The organism is Granulicatella elegans ATCC 700633 (genome assembly GCF_000162475.2).
Lineage (GTDB): Bacteria > Bacillota > Bacilli > Lactobacillales > Aerococcaceae > Granulicatella > Granulicatella elegans.
This window is the reverse complement of sequence record NZ_KI391971.1, coordinates 235,214-251,294: the sequence shown is the minus strand read 5'-3', so window position 1 is coordinate 251,294 and position 16,081 is coordinate 235,214. Positions and strand designations below refer to the sequence as shown.

Sequence of the window (16,081 nt, the reverse complement as noted above, 5' to 3'; positions counted from 1 at the left end):
TATCTCTTACTCCTTCATTTTTTCGTTCTATTAGTTTAATTTCCAAATATCACGGTTGTAGTCTTCGATTGTACGGTCGCTTGAGAAGAAACCAGCCATTGCAATATTTGTAATTACTTTTGCAATCCAGTTTTCACGATCATGATAGTCTACTAACATACGTTCTTTTGTTTGGATATAGTCTTCTAAGTCTAATAAAGTCATGAACCAGTCTTTATTGATTAATTCATTGAATAATCTTTCTAGACGTTCTCTATTTCCTAATGATACTAAAGCATCACTTACGATAAAGTCTACTAATGGACGAATCGCTTCTCTTTCATAGTATGAATGTGAATGATAATCACTATTTTCATAATGTTTAATAACAGTGTCGCTATCTTCACCAAAGACATAAATGTTTTCATCGCCAACTAATTCGTGGATTTCCACATTCGCTCCGTCTAATGTTCCTAATGTTAACGCACCGTTTAACATGAATTTCATATTTCCTGTTCCACTTGCTTCTTTTGAAGCTAATGAAATTTGCTCTGAAATATCTGCTGCAGGAATTAAATGAGTTGCTGCAGTAACATTGTAGTTTTCTACCATCACAACTTGTAAGTGTGGACTTACTTCTGGGTCATTGGCAATTAATTCAGATAAGCATAAAATTAAATGAATAATATCTTGCGCAATTACATAGGCAGGAGCAGCTTTCCCTCCAAAAATAATTGTGATTGGTTTTGCAGGAATGTTTCCATTTTTAATGTCTAAGTATTTGTAAATTACATATAATGCATTCATTTGTTGACGCTTATATTCATGCATACGTTTAATTTGAACATCAAAAATTGAATCTTCTTTTACTGTTACACCTTGGTGTTCTTGTAAGAAGTGTTTCAAACGTAATTTATTGTTACGTTTAATACCTTTTAATGCTTCTTGGAATTCTAAATCATGTGTATGAGCTTTTAGAGCTTCTAATTTAGTTGCATCATGACGATATTCTTTTCCAATTGTACGATCTAATAATTTTGCTAATTCTGGGTTAGCGTGTAATAACCAACGACGGAAAGTAATACCATTTGTTTTGTTATTGAATTTCTCTGGATAAATTTCATAGAAATTCTTCAATTCGCTTTGTTTTAAAATTTCTGTATGCAATGCTGCTACACCATTTACGCTATATCCATAGTGGATATCCATATTCGCCATGTGAACACGGTTATGTTCGTCAATAATGGCTACACTTGCATCATCAAATTGAGCTCTTACACGAGCATCTAATTCTTTAATAATTGGCACTAAATGAGGTACTACTTGTTCTAAGTAATGTAAAGGCCATTTTTCTAATGCTTCTGCTAAAATTGTGTGGTTTGTATAAGCTGTCATTGAGCGAACAATTTCAACTGCTTCATCAAATTCAATTCCACGTTCGCCTAATAAACGAATTAATTCTGGGATTACCATTGATGGGTGAGTATCATTAATTTGAACTGTTGCATATTCTGCTAAGTCATGTAAGTTACTTCCTTTAGCAACTGCTTCATCTAATAATAATTGAGCTCCATTACTTACCATGAAGTATTGTTGGTAAATACGTAGTAATTCACCTTGCTCATCACTGTCATCTGGATATAAGAATAATGTTAAGTTTTCAGCAATTTTTGTTTTATCAAATGCGATTGAATCATCATGTACTAATGATTCATCAATTGTATCTACATCGAATAAATGTAATTGATTTTTATGAGATTGTTCATACCCTAAAACATCAATATTGAACATTTTTGATTTCAATGTAAAGTTTGCAAATGGCACTTCGTATGAAACAGAAGTTGGAACTAACCAACTATCTGGAGTTAACCAGTTATTTGGCACTGCATTTTGTTGATTATCTTTGAATTTTTGTTCAAATAATCCAAAGTGATAATTTAATCCAACTCCATCTCCTGCTAAACCAAGAGTTGCGATAGAATCTAAGAAACATGCGGCTAAACGTCCTAATCCGCCGTTTCCTAATGATGGTTCTAATTCAATTTCTTCGATTTCTGCTAAAGTATGACCTTCAGCTTCTAATTCTTCCTTAACTTCATCATAAATTCCTAAGTTGATTAAATTATTTGACAACAATTTACCAATTAAAAATTCTGCAGAAATGTAATATACTTTTTTCTTTCCTTCATTCAATGGTAATGCTGCACTTTTTTCTTTTGTATAATGTAATAACGCTACATATACTTCTTCTTTTGAACATTCTCCTAATGATTTATGATAATTACTTTCTACATATTGTTTTAATGTTTGCATTTTTATCTCCTTCTATTTGTTAACCCTACAACTGTTCGTTTGAACGATCATACAATTCTGTAATCTCTAATAGGAAATCTTCCACTTCTTGTGTAATATCTCCTTCTTGCATTCTCCACACCCAATTTCCACCAAGAGTGCTTGGAATATTCATACGAGCTGTTGTATCTAATTGTAATAAATCTTGCATTGTTGCAATGGTCATCTTACTTACTGAACCGTATAGACTTCTTAACATAGCATAACTAATTGTTTCTTCTGTACGATTTAAATAACGATTACAGAAATCGCGTTCTTCTTCCGATGCAGATTCATACCATCCTAGTACTGTATCATTGTCATGCGTTCCTGTGTAAGAAACAGAATTTACTGGATAATAATGAGGCAAATCTGTGCTACTTGGCTCTGAACCCATGAATCCAAACTCTAAAATTTTCATTCCAGGGAAACCAGTCGCTTCACGTAATTCAATAACTGCATCATCCATAAAACCTAAATCTTCAGCAATAATCGGTAAATCACCAAGTTCATTTTTCACCGCTTCAAACAAGTCAAATCCTGGGCCTTTTACCCATTCACCACCAGTAGCATCTGTTGCACCTGCAGGAATTTCCCAATAAGCTGCAAATCCACGGAAGTGGTCAATTCTGACTACATCAAACAATTCAAAGCTCGCTTTCAATCGTTTAATCCACCAAGTAAAGCCGTCTAACTTCATCGCTCTCCAATTATAAATTGGATTTCCCCATAATTGTCCTAATGGTGAGAAGCCATCTGGCGGACAGCCTGCTACACAAGCAGCATTTCCAACTTCATCTGTTTTGAAGTAATGAGGGGTAGCCCACATTTCTACACTATCTTCGGCTACATAAATCGGCATATCTCCAATAATTTGAATATGATGTTTATTCGCATATTGTTTTAATGCTTTCCATTGTTTATCAAATAAATATTGAGTCACACGATGATACTCTAATTTATCTGCTAATTTTTCACGATAAGTAGCTAAAGCTTCAGGTTTACGACGTTTAATATCTTCATCAGTCCATTTTGACCAACTCTTCATATCAAAACTCTCTTTAATCGCCATATACTCAGCAAATGGTTCTAACCATTCTGCTTTTTCTTCCACAAAACGATGGTAATCTGTTAAATCTTCTTTTTCTAAGAAGCGTTGAACTACTTTTTCTAAAATAGGTCTTCTTTTTTCATAAACCAAAGCATAATCAACAGTAGTAGAATCATCTCCCCAATTTCCTGCTAATTCATCTTCAGTTAATAAACCTTCTTTTACAAAAGTATCAAAATCTAAAAAATGTGTATTCCCAGCAAACGCTGAAAATGATTGGTAAGGCGAATCTCCATAACTAGTTGTTCCTAAAGGTAAAATTTGCCAATAAGTTTGCTTACTACGTACTAAAAAATCAACAAAATCGTAAGCAGATTTTCCGAATGAACCAATTCCATATTTCCCTGGTAAAGATGAAATATGCATTAACACACCAGATTGTCTTTCCTTCATAAGTATTACTCCTCTTTTCTTTATTAATTTTAGATACGTAGTCTTTCAATTACGCAATCGTTTGCTTTAATACTAGTAGAAAAAAAATAAAAATGCAAGTAGAAATTTATTTTTTTATAAAAGCCTTAAAAAAATTATCACTTAAAAGAAAAAATCTCTTCTATATATAGCTTGATTTTTTTGAATTAAATTTTCTTCCCAAAAATGTAAACGCTAAATTTTTTTTATTTTTTTGTAAAAAAACTCTTGCAAACGATTTCTGAAAGGGGTATACTAAAGCCAGTTAAGAAATCGTTTGCGTTAACTGAATATATCTCAAGGGAGGAAAAAATAATGGCAAACAAATGGCTTAAAAAATCATTCGTTGTCGGCTTAGCTGGTTTATCATTAGCAGCTTGCGGCAGCAAATCAACTGACTCTACAAAAGGAGGCTCTTCTGAAAGTAAAAAAGAATTCACTTTATATAGTAACAAGAGTGAAATTCAAGACGCTTTAACAGCATACGCTAAAGAATGGGGCGACAAAAACGGAGTTACAGTAAACATTAAAACATGTTCTGGTTCATGTAAAATTGCAGACCAATTAAAAACTGAATTTACAGCTGGAACTGCTCCAGACGTATTCGTAATTGAAGGACAAGCTGGATACGACTTATGGAAAGACAACTTACAACCACTTAAAGGTGACTGGATTGATAAAACAGAATTCGAATTCAAACAAGGAAACGATGTTTACGGATTCCCAGTTGCTGTTGAAGGTTACGGTTTAGCTTACAACAAAGAACTATTATCTAAAGCTGGTATCGACCCTGCTTCATTAACTTCATTTGATGCAGTTCAAAAAGCAATGGATACATTAGAAAGCAAAAAAGATGAATTAGGTTTATCTACAGTAGTAGCAACTGCTACTAAAGAAGGTGAAACTTGGATCATGGGTATCCATGACTTCGCTGCTTACTTAAGTTCAGGTTTACCAAATGGTGACCGTACAATTACTCAACAAGTAATTAAAGGTGAAACTGATAAAGCTCGTTTATCTAACTATGCTGACTGGGTTGAATTATTATTCAAACACACTGAGAAAAAATTATTAACAGTTGGTACACAAGAAGATATGGACTCTGCATTTGCTAGTGGTAAAGCAGCATTCTTACACCAAGGTAACTGGAAAGATCCTAACTTAAAACAATTAAATGCTAAATTCGAAATGGGATTCATCCCTTATCAAACTTTAGGAAAAGACAAAAATGCTGATGGATTATTCATCGGTGCTCCATCTTACTATGTAGTTAACAAAGACACTAAAGCTTTAGATTCAATCAACAAATTCTTCTCTGACTTAGTTGATACTAAAGAAGGTCAAGATTACACTGTAAACAAAGCTAACATGATTTCAGCATTCTCTACTTCTAAAGAAATGCCTAGCGCTCCATTATCTAAATTCTTAGCTGAATGGGTTGCTGCTAAAAAACCAGTATATTCATTTGATAACCCATACTTCATGCCTGATAACTTCTTAATGGGTAAATTAGGACCAATCTTCGGACAATACGCTCAAGGTTCAATCGACAAAGCTAAATTCCAAGAATTGATCACAAATCAAATCAAAGAAGTACCAAGCTTACTTCAAAAATAACAATTAAGTATGTAACACAGGCCCACAACTACTTACAACGGTCGTTGTGGGTTTGCTGTTATTAATACCTCAGCAATACATAAAAGGAGGAACCCTAACATGTCTAAGAATAAAAAAGCTCTTAGTCGTGACGATCGCGCAAGACGTACCTTTTACTGGCTTGTGCTACCGGCATTTATCATTTTCGCACTCGTAATTATTGTACCTTTCTTCTTAGGTTTCTACTATTCTCTAACAGACTGGAAGAGTGTAACACAAACTAAAATTAACTTTGTTGGATTAAAAAACTTTACAGACAGTTTTGCCGATACTCGTTTCCAATACTCTTTAATGATTACTGTAATTTTCGCATTATTTAACGTAGTCGTTGTAAACTTTGTATCATTCGGTTTAGCTTTACTAGTATCTAGTAAAATTAAATTCAGTGAAATTTTCAGAGCTGGATTCTTTATTCCTAACCTTATCGGGGGACTTGTATTAGGGTATATCTGGCAATTCATTTATAACTCAGTATTCCCTGCTTTAGGGTCTGCAATCGGCAGCCAATTTTTAGTTGATAATCTATTTTTAGGTGATGTTAAATTAGCTGTACTAGCTTTAATTATTACAAACACATGGCAATATGCTGGTTATATTATGATGATTTACTTTGCAGCATTACAAAATGTACCTTCAAGTTTAGTAGAATCAGCTTCTCTTGATGGAGCAAATGCTTTCCAAAGATTAAAACATATTATTATCCCAATGGTAATGCCTGCGTTTACGGTATCACTATTCTTAACTATTACAAACTCATTTAAAATTTTCGATGTAAACTTCTCACTTACTGGTGGTGGACCATCTCTATTATGGCATGATAAAGCTATCCAAAGTACAGAGTTTATTACAATGAACATTTATAACACTGCTTCAGGAGATAACTTAATGGCACAAGGTCAAGCTCGTGCGGTTATTCTATTCTTCATCTTAGTAGTTATTAGTGTTGTTCAAACAACAATCACTAAACGGAAGGAGATTGACTTATAATGAAAAACCAAAAACTTGGCTTATTACTTTTAGAAATTTTTGGAGTTGTTTTATTCCTATTATTCTTAAGTCCAATCTTTTTATTAGTGATCAACTCAGCTAAAAGTTCTGCTGAAATCCTAGCTAGCCCATTATCATGGCCAGCAAGTTTCGGTCAACTATGGACAAATGCGGTAACAATTTGGAATAACCCTTCCATTAAATACCCATCATCATTCTTTGCTTCAACAATTATTACAGTGATTTCTTTAGTAACCATTACATTATTCTCAGCATTAGCTGCTTGGGGATTAGTTCGTTACCGTTCTAAATTATCAACTGTTGTATTCTTTATCTTTGTAGCATCAATGGTAATTCCATTCCAAGTTGTAATGTATCCATTAGTAACTTGGTTCAAAATTTTAAGTGACGCAATTACAAACCCATTATTCGGTGTTAGCTTATTACGTACTTATCCAGGTATCATCTTTGCTTATACTGGATTCGGGATGTCTCTATCTGTATTCATGTTCCATGGATTTATCAAAGGTGTGCCTCTAGAAATTGAAGAAGCTGCTGAATTAGACGGATGTAATAAAATGCAAACATTCTTCTATGTTGTATTACCAATTTTAAAACCAATCTATGTAACAATTTTAATCTTAAATGGTATTTGGATTTGGAACGACTTCTTATTACCTCTACTATTATTAGGTAAAGGAAATGCTATTCAAACACTTCCAATCGCAGTATCAAACTTTGCAGGATCATTTACTAAACAATGGGATATGATTTTAACATCTACTCTATTAATTATGTTACCAGTCATTATCCTATTCTTAATTGCTCAAAAACATATCATGAAAGGTATGGTTGACGGAGCTATCAAATCTTAAGATGATTTTTACTCTGGGCTGGTTAACTCCGTTTTCCTGCCCAGATTTTTTATGGTTAATTTTTAAAAAAAGGAGGAACATAAATGGCTGTCACGATTAAGGATGTTGCACGTCTAGCGGAAGTATCACCTTCAACTGTTACACGGGTAATTCAAGATAAACCAAGCATTAGTCAAGCAACTAAGAAAAGAGTTCGTCAAGCAATGGAAACTCTTAATTATCATCCTAATTTCAACGCACGAAGTTTAGCTAGTAATAAAACAAATGTCATTGGCGTCGTTCTTCCAAGGGATACAGATGCATTTTATCAAAACTCTTTCTTCCCTGAAGTTATTCGAGGGATTTCTCAAATTGCTGCTGACCATCATTATTTGATTCAGTTATGTACAGGGAAAGATGATGAACAACGTCTACGCATTTTAAAAGACACTATTTTAGGGAGACGTGTCGATGGAATTATTTTTCTTTATGGGGAAACAGATGATCCTTTAGTGGAATTAGCAATTGAACAAGAATTCCCTAGTGTTGTCATCGGGAAATCTTTATCTCCATTTATTTCATTTGTCGATAACAATAATGAAAAAGCTGGATTCGATGCTACAGAATACATGATTCAAGAAGGATGTTCTTCTATTGCATTCGTAAGCGGTCGTCATCAATTATTCGTTTCGCAAGATCGTTTAATTGGTTATCAACGTGCTTTAGAACATTATCATATTCCTTTCAAAGAAGGTTTAATTTCACATGTTGGGGAATTTACAAGAGAACGTGGATATCAAACAATGAAATCAATCATTGAAAGAGAAACGATTGATGGTGTTGTAACAACCGATGCTTTAATTACAGAAGGGGCTTTAAGATATTTAAATGAACAAAAAATAAGCCTTCCTGTTATTACATATGATTCAAATCCACCTCTACTTCCAATGACTGCCTACGTCAATATTCATACATTAGAACTGGGTAGAAGTGCCTTTCAAATGTTATTAAAAGTCATTGATTCTTATAATGATAAACAAATGATGTGTTATCGAACATTTGTAGAACATTCTATTGTTCGATTATAAATACAGAAGACAAGCAGTTCCAAGCTTGTCTTCTTTTTATATAAAATCCATTGGCAAATTGTACTTTTTTTTGATAAAATAGTACCAATTCAAAAAAGGGAGGTTTTTTATGAAAACTGATAATCCATTATCTAAAAGACTATGCTATTCTATTTATTCCACTCAAAAACTCGTAAATAAATATTATCAACACGCATTAGCACCTTATCATATAACTTATACACAATTTATTGTTTTAGAGACTTTGTGGGAAGAGGAAAAACTTTCCCTAAATGAAATTGGCCAAAGAGTAGGACTAGAAAGTAACACACTGACTCCTCTACTAAAACGATTAGAAGATAAAAAACTCATTATCCGTAAACGTCCTGCAGCCAATAAACGTCAATTAACCATTCGCCTTAGTGCTAACGGAAAGAGACTTCATGAAGAATTAGAACAACATTTAAAATCTTGTTTTGCTAACGTGGAAGGTTTTGATTTTGAAAAAGCAAAAGAACTCGTAGCATTAAACAATCAATTAAAACAAACTATCGAAAATTTCATTGCGAATAAGGAGGAAGATTCTAGCCAAGTAGAACAATAAATTTCTACTTGTATGATATGATTATGTTTAAAAAAACATCCGTTAATTTATTAGATGGTCCCATATTACGTTCCATCATTGCCTTTGCAATTCCCATTTTAATTTCAAATATATTCCAACAATTATATAATACAGCAGATATTATGATCGTTGGTCGCTATTTAGGGCCAAATGCACTTGCAGGAGTTGGGGCAACGGCTGCAATTTTTGAACTTGTAATTGGTTTTGCCCTTGGTGTTGGAAATGGAATGGGAGTAGTTATTGCACGCTGTTTTGGTGCACAAGATATGACCCAATTAAAACGAGCTGTAGCTTCAACATTAGTCATAGGTTTTGGGCTTAGCTTAATAGTTTCTACTCTAGGTCATTTTGGAATGTATCCACTGTTAGAGTTTTTAGGAACTCCAACTGAAATCATTGATTTATCGTACCAATATATTCATATGATTGTTTTATGCGTTGGTGTTACATTCGCTTATAATCTCTGTGCCGGTTTACTTCGTGCCGTTGGAGATAGTCAAGCTGCATTATATTTCTTAATTTTTTCTGCAATCATTAATATTATTTTAGATATTTTATTTATTACTCAATTACATTTAGGAGTACAATCTGCCGGTTTAGCAACGATTATTTCTCAAGGAATATCTGCTATCCTTTGTTTCTTTTATATTCGAAGAAGAGCAAGTTTTTTACTTCCTCAAAAAGAACACTTTATATGGGATAAAGAATTATATCTTGATTTACTAGGACAAGGTCTGGCAATGGGACTAATGACTTCAATTGTTTCTATCGGAACAGTAACGTTACAAACTTCGATTAATGCACTTGGAGCAACTATTATTAGTGCACAAACATCTGCTAGAAGAATTATGTCATTTTCGATGCTACCTGTATCAGCCATTGCATCATCCTTAACGACCTTTACTTCTCAAAACCTAGGAGCAAATCGACCTCAAAGAATTCAACGTGGAATTTATTTAGGATGTATGGTTGCAATTATATGGACAATTTTTATCGCTATTACATTATTTTTTGCAAGTCCTGCATTGAATGAATTAATTTCTGGTTCCACTGATCCAGCGTTAATTTCTAATGCATCTCTCTATAATCGAATTAGTTCTACTTTCTATCCTGTACTAGCCGTTTTACTAGTATTACGAAATAGTTTGCAAGGACTAGGACAAAAAATTACACCATTAATTTCAAGTTTCATTGAATTATTTGGGAAAGTTTTATTTGTACTCTTCATTATTCCTTCAACTGGATATATGGGAGTTATCTTCTGCGAACCACTTATTTGGGTTCCAATGACGATTCAGTTGTATTATTCTTATAAACATCAACCAATTATTCAATCATTAAAAAACGCATCTCATTCTTAATAGAGATGCGTTTTTTGTTATTATTTCACTTTTTCTTTTAACGTTGTTTTCAATATGAATATTGCTGTTGCTAAACTAGCCAAAGCTAACCCTAGTATTCCTCCATCAATACTTTCACCTGTTTGTGGTAATTGCGGAACTTTCTTTTCCTCTGTTATCGTTTTTTCTGGAATAGTAGTTGTTGGTTCCTTAGGTTTATCTTTTGAAGTTTCTTCCTTTGGTTCTTCAGGAACTCTTGGTTTTTCAACTTCCTTTGGTTCTTCCTTTTTAGGAACAGCTACAACTGGTGGAATATCCTTGGTTTGTTCTTCTTTATATTCTGGACGATCAAAGACTAATGGATTTCCTTTTTTAGAAACTGAACCATTATATTCAGGAACTTCTAAAACAGGCGGATTAGCACCTTCTAATTCTCCTTTCTCATGAATTTCAGGTGTTATCTTACCTTCTGAAAACTCTTCTTTTTTATGCACTTCCGGAGTCCCGACTTCATATATAAATTCTGGCTTTTCTAATGTTTCGGGAACCCCCTTTTCTGATTCATATGTTCCATAAAATCTAATAGTCTGATAAACTCGGGATAATGTCTTTCCTGTTTTCTTATCCTTATAGTTTACTTTACGCGTTACTTCTTTTTCATACCCCTTTGGTTTAGTATTGACTTCCTTATCTGGTGCTTTTATTCTAGTAGCTAATACTCCATCTTCATCCGTAAATTGCTCTCCATAAGGAAATTGATTAATAAATGCCTCATTTACAGCTATTTCAGCCGCATGAAGTTTATCCGTATTATTTTCTTGTGCGCTAACGATATGTGAAGTATACAATCCACCGAATATCGTTGTTACTAAAACTATTTTTATCATTCTCCTTTTTTTCATTTTATAACACCCACTTTACCTATTTTTTTATAGTTCCTAGATAAAAATTCTTTCATTTTTTTATACTCAGTTTAATTGTACCGCTTCTAGAATACGTTTTCAACATTCCTATATTTAATTATTTCTTCCCCTTATGTGAAGAAATAATTGAATGAAAAAAAGCCTCCCTAAGGAGACTTCAATCACTATTTATCTGGAATAACCTTAAATAGATAATACGTAATAAATACCGTTAATAAAGCTAATCCAATTTTCACAAAAATAATTGGAGCAAAATAAATAGAAATCCCCATTAAAATGTAAATATAAATAATAATTTTCTTTTTACGTGAACGATCTATCGATTTTGTTTCTAAATAATCTGCTACATAAATTTGATATAATTTTGTTTTCGCAAACCATTCTTCAAATCTTTTAGAACTTTTTGAAAAACAAATTACTGTCAGTATCAAAAATGGTGTCGTTGGTAACACAGGAAGTACAATTCCTATAATTCCTAACGCTAATGAAATCCATGCTACAACAAAATAAAATCCTCTCATATTTCCTCCTTAATTCATTCGTTCTAATACAGCTACTGTTTCAATCGCTGTCGTCATTGGGAACATATCCACTGGTTGAGCATACAGTGCCTGATACCCTTTTTCTTGGAATAATGCTAAATCACGTGCCAATGTTGCTGGATTACAACTAACATAAACAAGTTTTCTAGCTTTAGTTTTAACAGCTGCATCAATAAAGGCTCCATCTAATCCTTTTCTCGGTGGATCGACTACAATCACATCTGGTTGTAAGCCTGAATCTACCCAAGTAGGCATGACTTTTTCAGCCGCTCCCACTTCGAATGTTACATTATCAATCTGATTGATTCGTGCATTTTCTTTCGCCATTTGAATGGCATCCGGTACAATTTCCATGGCATAAACTTTTTTAGCACGTTTGGCAAAAGCTAAACTCATTGTTCCGATTCCACAATAAGCATCCACTACTGTTTCATCTCCAGTTAATCCAGCTGCTTGAATGGCTTCATGATACAACACTTCCGTTTGAATGGTATTAACTTGGAAAAATGAACGTGAACTAATCGTAAAAGTAAATTCCATTAATACTTCTTGGAAAGCATCTTCTCCAAATAATACTTTCTTTTGAGAACCCATAATCACATTTGATTGATGCGGTTGAATATTTTGGACAATGGACACCACTTCTGGTAATTGCTGAGTAATTTGATCTACAACTGCCTCTTTTTGAACAAACTTCTCTGTACGAGTGACTAAAATAATCATCACTTGAGAAGTACGCAATCCTCTACGTACAATAATATGACGTAAATCGCCAGTATGTTTTTCTTCATCATAAGCTTCAATTGCATATTTTCGTAAAATATCTCTAACAACTAAAATAATACGATCAATTTCTGGATCTTGAATGTGGAAATCTTCCATTGAAACTAAGTCGTGTGAGTTTTTCTTGAAAAATCCTGTTGTTAATAAGCCATTCACCATTCTGACAGGGATTTGCGCTTTATTCCGATATCCAAATGGATGTTCCATTCCAATCGTTGGACGAACTTCTAACTCTGGCATTTTCGCAATTGTATTCATGACATGTTTCACTTGTTTTTGTTTGAAGGCCAATTGAGCTTCATATTTCATATGTTGTAAAGGCATTGTTCCCACTCGAGTTCCATTTGGATCAACTAATGGAATACGGTCAGGACTCGTAGATACCCATTCAACGACTTTGGCATAGCCAAATTTTTTCCCTATTTTTAAAACATGAGCCACTACTTTTTCTCCAGGCAGCGCATTTTCAATAAAAAGAGGAAATCCATCGACTTTTGCAACGCCCATTCCTTCATACGTTAAATCATCAATTTGTACTTCTATACGGTCATTTTTTTTCATCTCTATCCTCACTTACTACTATTTGTCTGACTTATTATAGCTTATTTTTGTATAATTTTATAGTGAAGTGAGAAATTCAAACTAAATAATTTGGAAAGATTTATCAAGGACATAAACAAAATTTCTTTGATAAATTTATATCTTCTCTGTTTCTCTCTTGATTAACTTCAGTATTTTATCTTTGTATGTTTCGCCTGTGCTTTCTTAAAATGTAGATTTACAGTATATTTTGTTTTTCCAATATCCATTATTAGCTGTTTATGTTGTAGTTTTTTATATCTCTTTTTTCTTCTTCCATGTGTCCTCCTTTCCATTTTTAGACAAAAAAACAGTAAACCTTTTTCGATTTACTGTTTCATAAGTTGCTATATTATTGCTTTTATTTAATTGTTTTACTTTGACAAACTGGGATTTGTAACTATCTTTTTTTGAACAAATATCTGTACATTTACTATCAGAACCCGTGAAATTATATCGTAATTATTTTAATACACTATTCAATTATCAGCTCTACATAATCCCCATCTTCCTTATTGTATACATGCTTATCTACAATTCCAAGTAGTTTCTGTATATCTTCCATATCTGAAGCCGAAAATTCCAAATAACAAGTCTCATCACTTGTATAATTCAAATCTTCATAAAAATCCTGAATCGCCACATAAAATTTATCTAAAATATCTTCCAATGGATATTGGGAAATATTCCTTGGACTAACTCCTTCTCCTAATTCTGGTTCTTGAACAAATTTTAATGAAGTAACAAAGCAATCACTTTTCATAAAATCGTCATACGTTTTATATATATGTTCTGCTACCTTTTCGTAATCAGCTTTGTTATATTTTTCATGTACAAAAATATCTATATTTTTCATCTGAACCTCCTTAATGTGGTGTGAAAATTATCATTAGTCCCGCACAACTTCTAATTTTTATTGATCTACTTTAGCTTTTTTAGTAATTCTACAAAAGGTACTTTATCCTCAACAAATTCAAGTTTATTTCACTTGATATTTATAATATTATACCATATTTCAGCCCAGTTTTATAAGTCTAACTCGTTCCTCTTTACCTGTGTTAGTCTTCTATTTTCTTGCGTAAAGTTTCAAAGTAACTTCTAGTTAAGCATCAAAACTAGAACTTAGATTGAGAGTTTACTAAAAAAGGTGTTTTGACTATAAAGTCAAAACACCTAATTCGCCCTTACACAGCCTTCTTTGTTAGTTTTGCTAAAAAGATTTCTTTTCTTGTAGGATTTAATACAATTAAGTTTACTAAGAACAACCCTACTAACCAAGCTAACGGTACACCAATCGTTTCAAAACTTAACTCAAAACTTTCTTTTGTAAAGAAGTCTACATAAACGCCCATAAATGTATAATGAGCAATTTTTGAAACAGTCTCACTCAATCCAGAGAATAATGGTAAAAATGAAATAGCCATCATAGGTACTAAACCATTCACTTGCGCTTGTGATTGAGTATTAGAAAGAGAAGCAATTAATAAGTTTAATAATACAACACATAGCCCTACAACAATCGCTACTACAAAATATTCTCCCCAATGTTTGCCAAAGTCTGCATCTACAATCTTCGGAAAACTTACAATCGTTACAAGTCCAATAATGACTGGATAAAATAGTGCAGATAATAAATATTCTCCATTTCTAACACCACTAAGTAATAAAGATTTCAAGTTTTTCTTTTCCTTATCTTCAGCAATTGTTAAAGAAGTTAAACTTCCTAGAGAAACTGAGAATGCTAATGATAAACACATGAATACCATATATGAAGAATGTAGTCCATCCGCATTCATAAATTGATTATATAAAACTAATAATCCATACGGTAATAAAATCGTTGCTAACAAAGTGCTGTTACTTAATAATACTTGTGTGCGTAGCCAAATTAAGGCAGTTAATCGTTTAATCATTTAATTTCTCTCCTGTCAATTGAATAAATATTTCTTCTAACGTTGGTTCACATGAGTGAATCGCAACAACTTGTGCTAAATCTGTTTGTCCTAATTCTTCAAAAGCAATTTGTGTATGTGTTTCATCCACGAATGTTAATTGAACTTTTTTCTCGTGATTATATTTTTGAATAATCGAAGCTGGTGTTCCATATTCAATTAAATGTCCTCGATTCAATAAACTTAGACGGTCACATAATAATGTTGCTTCGTTCATATCGTGAGTTGTTAGGAAAATTGTTGTTCCTGCTTCTTTTAGTTCTAATAATAATTCATGGATTTTCTTAGAAGTAGTTGGATCTAATCCACTTGTTGGCTCATCTAAGAATAATACTTGTGGCTTATTAATTAAAGCTCTTGCTAGAAACATTCTTTGTTTCATTCCTGTTGATAGTTTTTCTGCTGTTAAGTTCTTACTATCATATAAATCAACTTGTTTTAACACTTCATCTACTCGTGCATTTGGTTTTCCATATAATTTTGCATAAGCTTGTAAATTTTTATAGAGGCTTAGTTTTTCATAAAATCCACTTGTATCACTGACTAATCCGATTTGTTCTAAATCTGCTGGAGTTAACTTCTCGGATACTTTTCCTAACAATTCTGTTTGACCGCTATCGGCATTTAATTGTCCCGTTAAAATTTTAATCATCGTTGTTTTCCCTGAACCAGATGGCCCTAAGAATCCGAAAATTTCTCCTTTATTCACTTCAAAAGAAATCTCTTCTAAAGCAACTTTTTGTCCAAATTTTTTTGTTACATTTTTTACTACAATCATGTTTATCCCCTCTTTACTGATTTCCTAACTGATGAATTCATTATAGAAAATTTTTCTTTATTCCAGTAGTGCCTAGAGTCACTACCTACCATGACTTTCGTCACGATTCTTCATGCAAATCGTCACGACAAAAAAACATACCGAAATCAATCGGTATGCCTTT

Annotated in this window: 14 protein-coding genes; 6 read left to right on the top strand and 8 right to left on the bottom strand. The window is 32.9% G+C overall.

Annotated elements, in window-relative coordinates:
• Window positions 1-30 precede the first annotated feature (30 nt).
• Together glgP and malQ are read right to left on the bottom strand one after the other, a co-directional pair.
• Window positions 31-2,292 (bottom strand): glycogen/starch/alpha-glucan family phosphorylase, encoded by a 2,262-nt coding sequence (gene glgP, locus HMPREF0446_RS01090; RefSeq protein ID WP_006703609.1) that lies wholly within the window; start codon window positions 2,290-2,292, stop codon window positions 31-33.
• Window positions 2,293-2,317: 25 nt separating this feature from the next.
• Window positions 2,318-3,838, bottom strand: coding sequence for a 4-alpha-glucanotransferase (malQ, locus tag HMPREF0446_RS01085; RefSeq protein WP_280510977.1), 1,521 nt, complete (start codon window positions 3,836-3,838; stop codon window positions 2,318-2,320).
• 309 nt (window positions 3,839-4,147) lie between these two features.
• On the opposite strand from malQ, the gene HMPREF0446_RS01080 reads away from it, so the two are divergent.
• The 6 genes from HMPREF0446_RS01080 to HMPREF0446_RS01055 all read left to right on the top strand — a co-directional run bounded on the left by HMPREF0446_RS01080 (window position 4,148) and on the right by HMPREF0446_RS01055 (window position 10,382).
• A complete protein-coding gene (locus HMPREF0446_RS01080) occupies window positions 4,148-5,449 on the top strand; it encodes an ABC transporter substrate-binding protein (RefSeq protein WP_006703611.1) in 1,302 nt (433 codons plus the stop codon).
• 99 nt (window positions 5,450-5,548) lie between these two features.
• Window positions 5,549-6,475, top strand: a complete 927-nt coding sequence (locus HMPREF0446_RS01075; RefSeq protein WP_006703612.1) for a carbohydrate ABC transporter permease — start codon at window positions 5,549-5,551, stop codon at window positions 6,473-6,475.
• Window positions 6,475-7,350 (top strand): carbohydrate ABC transporter permease, encoded by an 876-nt coding sequence (locus HMPREF0446_RS01070; protein ID WP_006703613.1) that lies wholly within the window; start codon window positions 6,475-6,477, stop codon window positions 7,348-7,350. The genes HMPREF0446_RS01075 and HMPREF0446_RS01070 overlap by 1 nt, the downstream gene beginning before the upstream one ends.
• An 83-nt stretch (window positions 7,351-7,433) precedes the next feature.
• Window positions 7,434-8,417: a LacI family DNA-binding transcriptional regulator gene (locus tag HMPREF0446_RS01065; protein ID WP_006703614.1), complete on the top strand. Its 984-nt coding sequence runs from the start codon at window positions 7,434-7,436 to the stop codon at window positions 8,415-8,417.
• 109 nt (window positions 8,418-8,526) lie between these two features.
• Window positions 8,527-9,000, top strand: a complete 474-nt coding sequence (locus tag HMPREF0446_RS01060) for a MarR family winged helix-turn-helix transcriptional regulator (protein ID WP_006703615.1) — start codon at window positions 8,527-8,529, stop codon at window positions 8,998-9,000.
• A gap of 23 nt (window positions 9,001-9,023) precedes the next feature.
• Complete coding sequence (locus tag HMPREF0446_RS01055) at window positions 9,024-10,382, top strand: MATE family efflux transporter (protein WP_006703616.1); 1,359 nt, start codon at window positions 9,024-9,026, stop codon at window positions 10,380-10,382.
• 20 nt (window positions 10,383-10,402) lie between these two features.
• Here the strand turns inward: HMPREF0446_RS01055 and HMPREF0446_RS01050 are convergent, their stop codons facing one another.
• The 6 genes from HMPREF0446_RS01050 to HMPREF0446_RS01025 form a co-directional block, all read right to left on the bottom strand.
• Window positions 10,403-11,248 carry a hypothetical protein gene (locus tag HMPREF0446_RS01050; RefSeq protein WP_040507387.1) on the bottom strand — a complete coding sequence of 282 codons (846 nt, stop codon included), beginning with the start codon at window positions 11,246-11,248 and terminating at the stop codon, window positions 10,403-10,405.
• A gap of 200 nt (window positions 11,249-11,448) precedes the next feature.
• Window positions 11,449-11,805 (bottom strand): YbaN family protein, encoded by a 357-nt coding sequence (locus tag HMPREF0446_RS01045; RefSeq protein WP_006703618.1) that lies wholly within the window; start codon window positions 11,803-11,805, stop codon window positions 11,449-11,451.
• 9 nt (window positions 11,806-11,814) lie between these two features.
• Complete coding sequence (gene rlmD / locus HMPREF0446_RS01040) at window positions 11,815-13,170, bottom strand: 23S rRNA (uracil(1939)-C(5))-methyltransferase RlmD (protein ID WP_020991249.1); 1,356 nt, start codon at window positions 13,168-13,170, stop codon at window positions 11,815-11,817.
• Between the two features lie 493 nt (window positions 13,171-13,663).
• Entirely contained in the window at window positions 13,664-14,044 is a 381-nt protein-coding gene (locus tag HMPREF0446_RS01035) for a hypothetical protein (protein WP_006703620.1), read from the bottom strand.
• 328 nt (window positions 14,045-14,372) lie between these two features.
• Window positions 14,373-15,101: an ABC transporter permease gene (locus HMPREF0446_RS01030; RefSeq protein ID WP_006703621.1), complete on the bottom strand. Its 729-nt coding sequence runs from the start codon at window positions 15,099-15,101 to the stop codon at window positions 14,373-14,375.
• Window positions 15,094-15,918 carry an ABC transporter ATP-binding protein gene (locus HMPREF0446_RS01025; RefSeq protein WP_006703622.1) on the bottom strand — a complete coding sequence of 275 codons (825 nt, stop codon included), beginning with the start codon at window positions 15,916-15,918 and terminating at the stop codon, window positions 15,094-15,096. Before HMPREF0446_RS01025 ends, HMPREF0446_RS01030 begins: the two co-directional genes overlap by 8 nt.
• Window positions 15,919-16,081 lie beyond the last annotated feature (163 nt).

Coding starts and splice junctions, on each gene's coding strand:
- glgP (WP_006703609.1), bottom strand. CDS start 2,292: ATGCAAACATTAAAACAATATGTAGAAAGTAATTATCATAAATCATTA.
- HMPREF0446_RS01080 (WP_006703611.1), top strand. CDS start 4,148: ATGGCAAACAAATGGCTTAAAAAATCATTCGTTGTCGGCTTAGCTGGT.
- HMPREF0446_RS01075 (WP_006703612.1), top strand. CDS start 5,549: ATGTCTAAGAATAAAAAAGCTCTTAGTCGTGACGATCGCGCAAGACGT.
- HMPREF0446_RS01070 (WP_006703613.1), top strand. CDS start 6,475: ATGAAAAACCAAAAACTTGGCTTATTACTTTTAGAAATTTTTGGAGTT.
- HMPREF0446_RS01065 (WP_006703614.1), top strand. CDS start 7,434: ATGGCTGTCACGATTAAGGATGTTGCACGTCTAGCGGAAGTATCACCT.
- HMPREF0446_RS01060 (WP_006703615.1), top strand. CDS start 8,527: ATGAAAACTGATAATCCATTATCTAAAAGACTATGCTATTCTATTTAT.
- HMPREF0446_RS01055 (WP_006703616.1), top strand. CDS start 9,024: ATGTTTAAAAAAACATCCGTTAATTTATTAGATGGTCCCATATTACGT.
- HMPREF0446_RS01050 (WP_040507387.1), bottom strand. CDS start 11,248: ATGATAAAAATAGTTTTAGTAACAACGATATTCGGTGGATTGTATACT.
- HMPREF0446_RS01045 (WP_006703618.1), bottom strand. CDS start 11,805: ATGAGAGGATTTTATTTTGTTGTAGCATGGATTTCATTAGCGTTAGGA.
- rlmD (WP_020991249.1), bottom strand. CDS start 13,170: ATGAAAAAAAATGACCGTATAGAAGTACAAATTGATGATTTAACGTAT.
- HMPREF0446_RS01035 (WP_006703620.1), bottom strand. CDS start 14,044: ATGAAAAATATAGATATTTTTGTACATGAAAAATATAACAAAGCTGAT.
- HMPREF0446_RS01030 (WP_006703621.1), bottom strand. CDS start 15,101: ATGATTAAACGATTAACTGCCTTAATTTGGCTACGCACACAAGTATTA.
- HMPREF0446_RS01025 (WP_006703622.1), bottom strand. CDS start 15,918: ATGATTGTAGTAAAAAATGTAACAAAAAAATTTGGACAAAAAGTTGCT.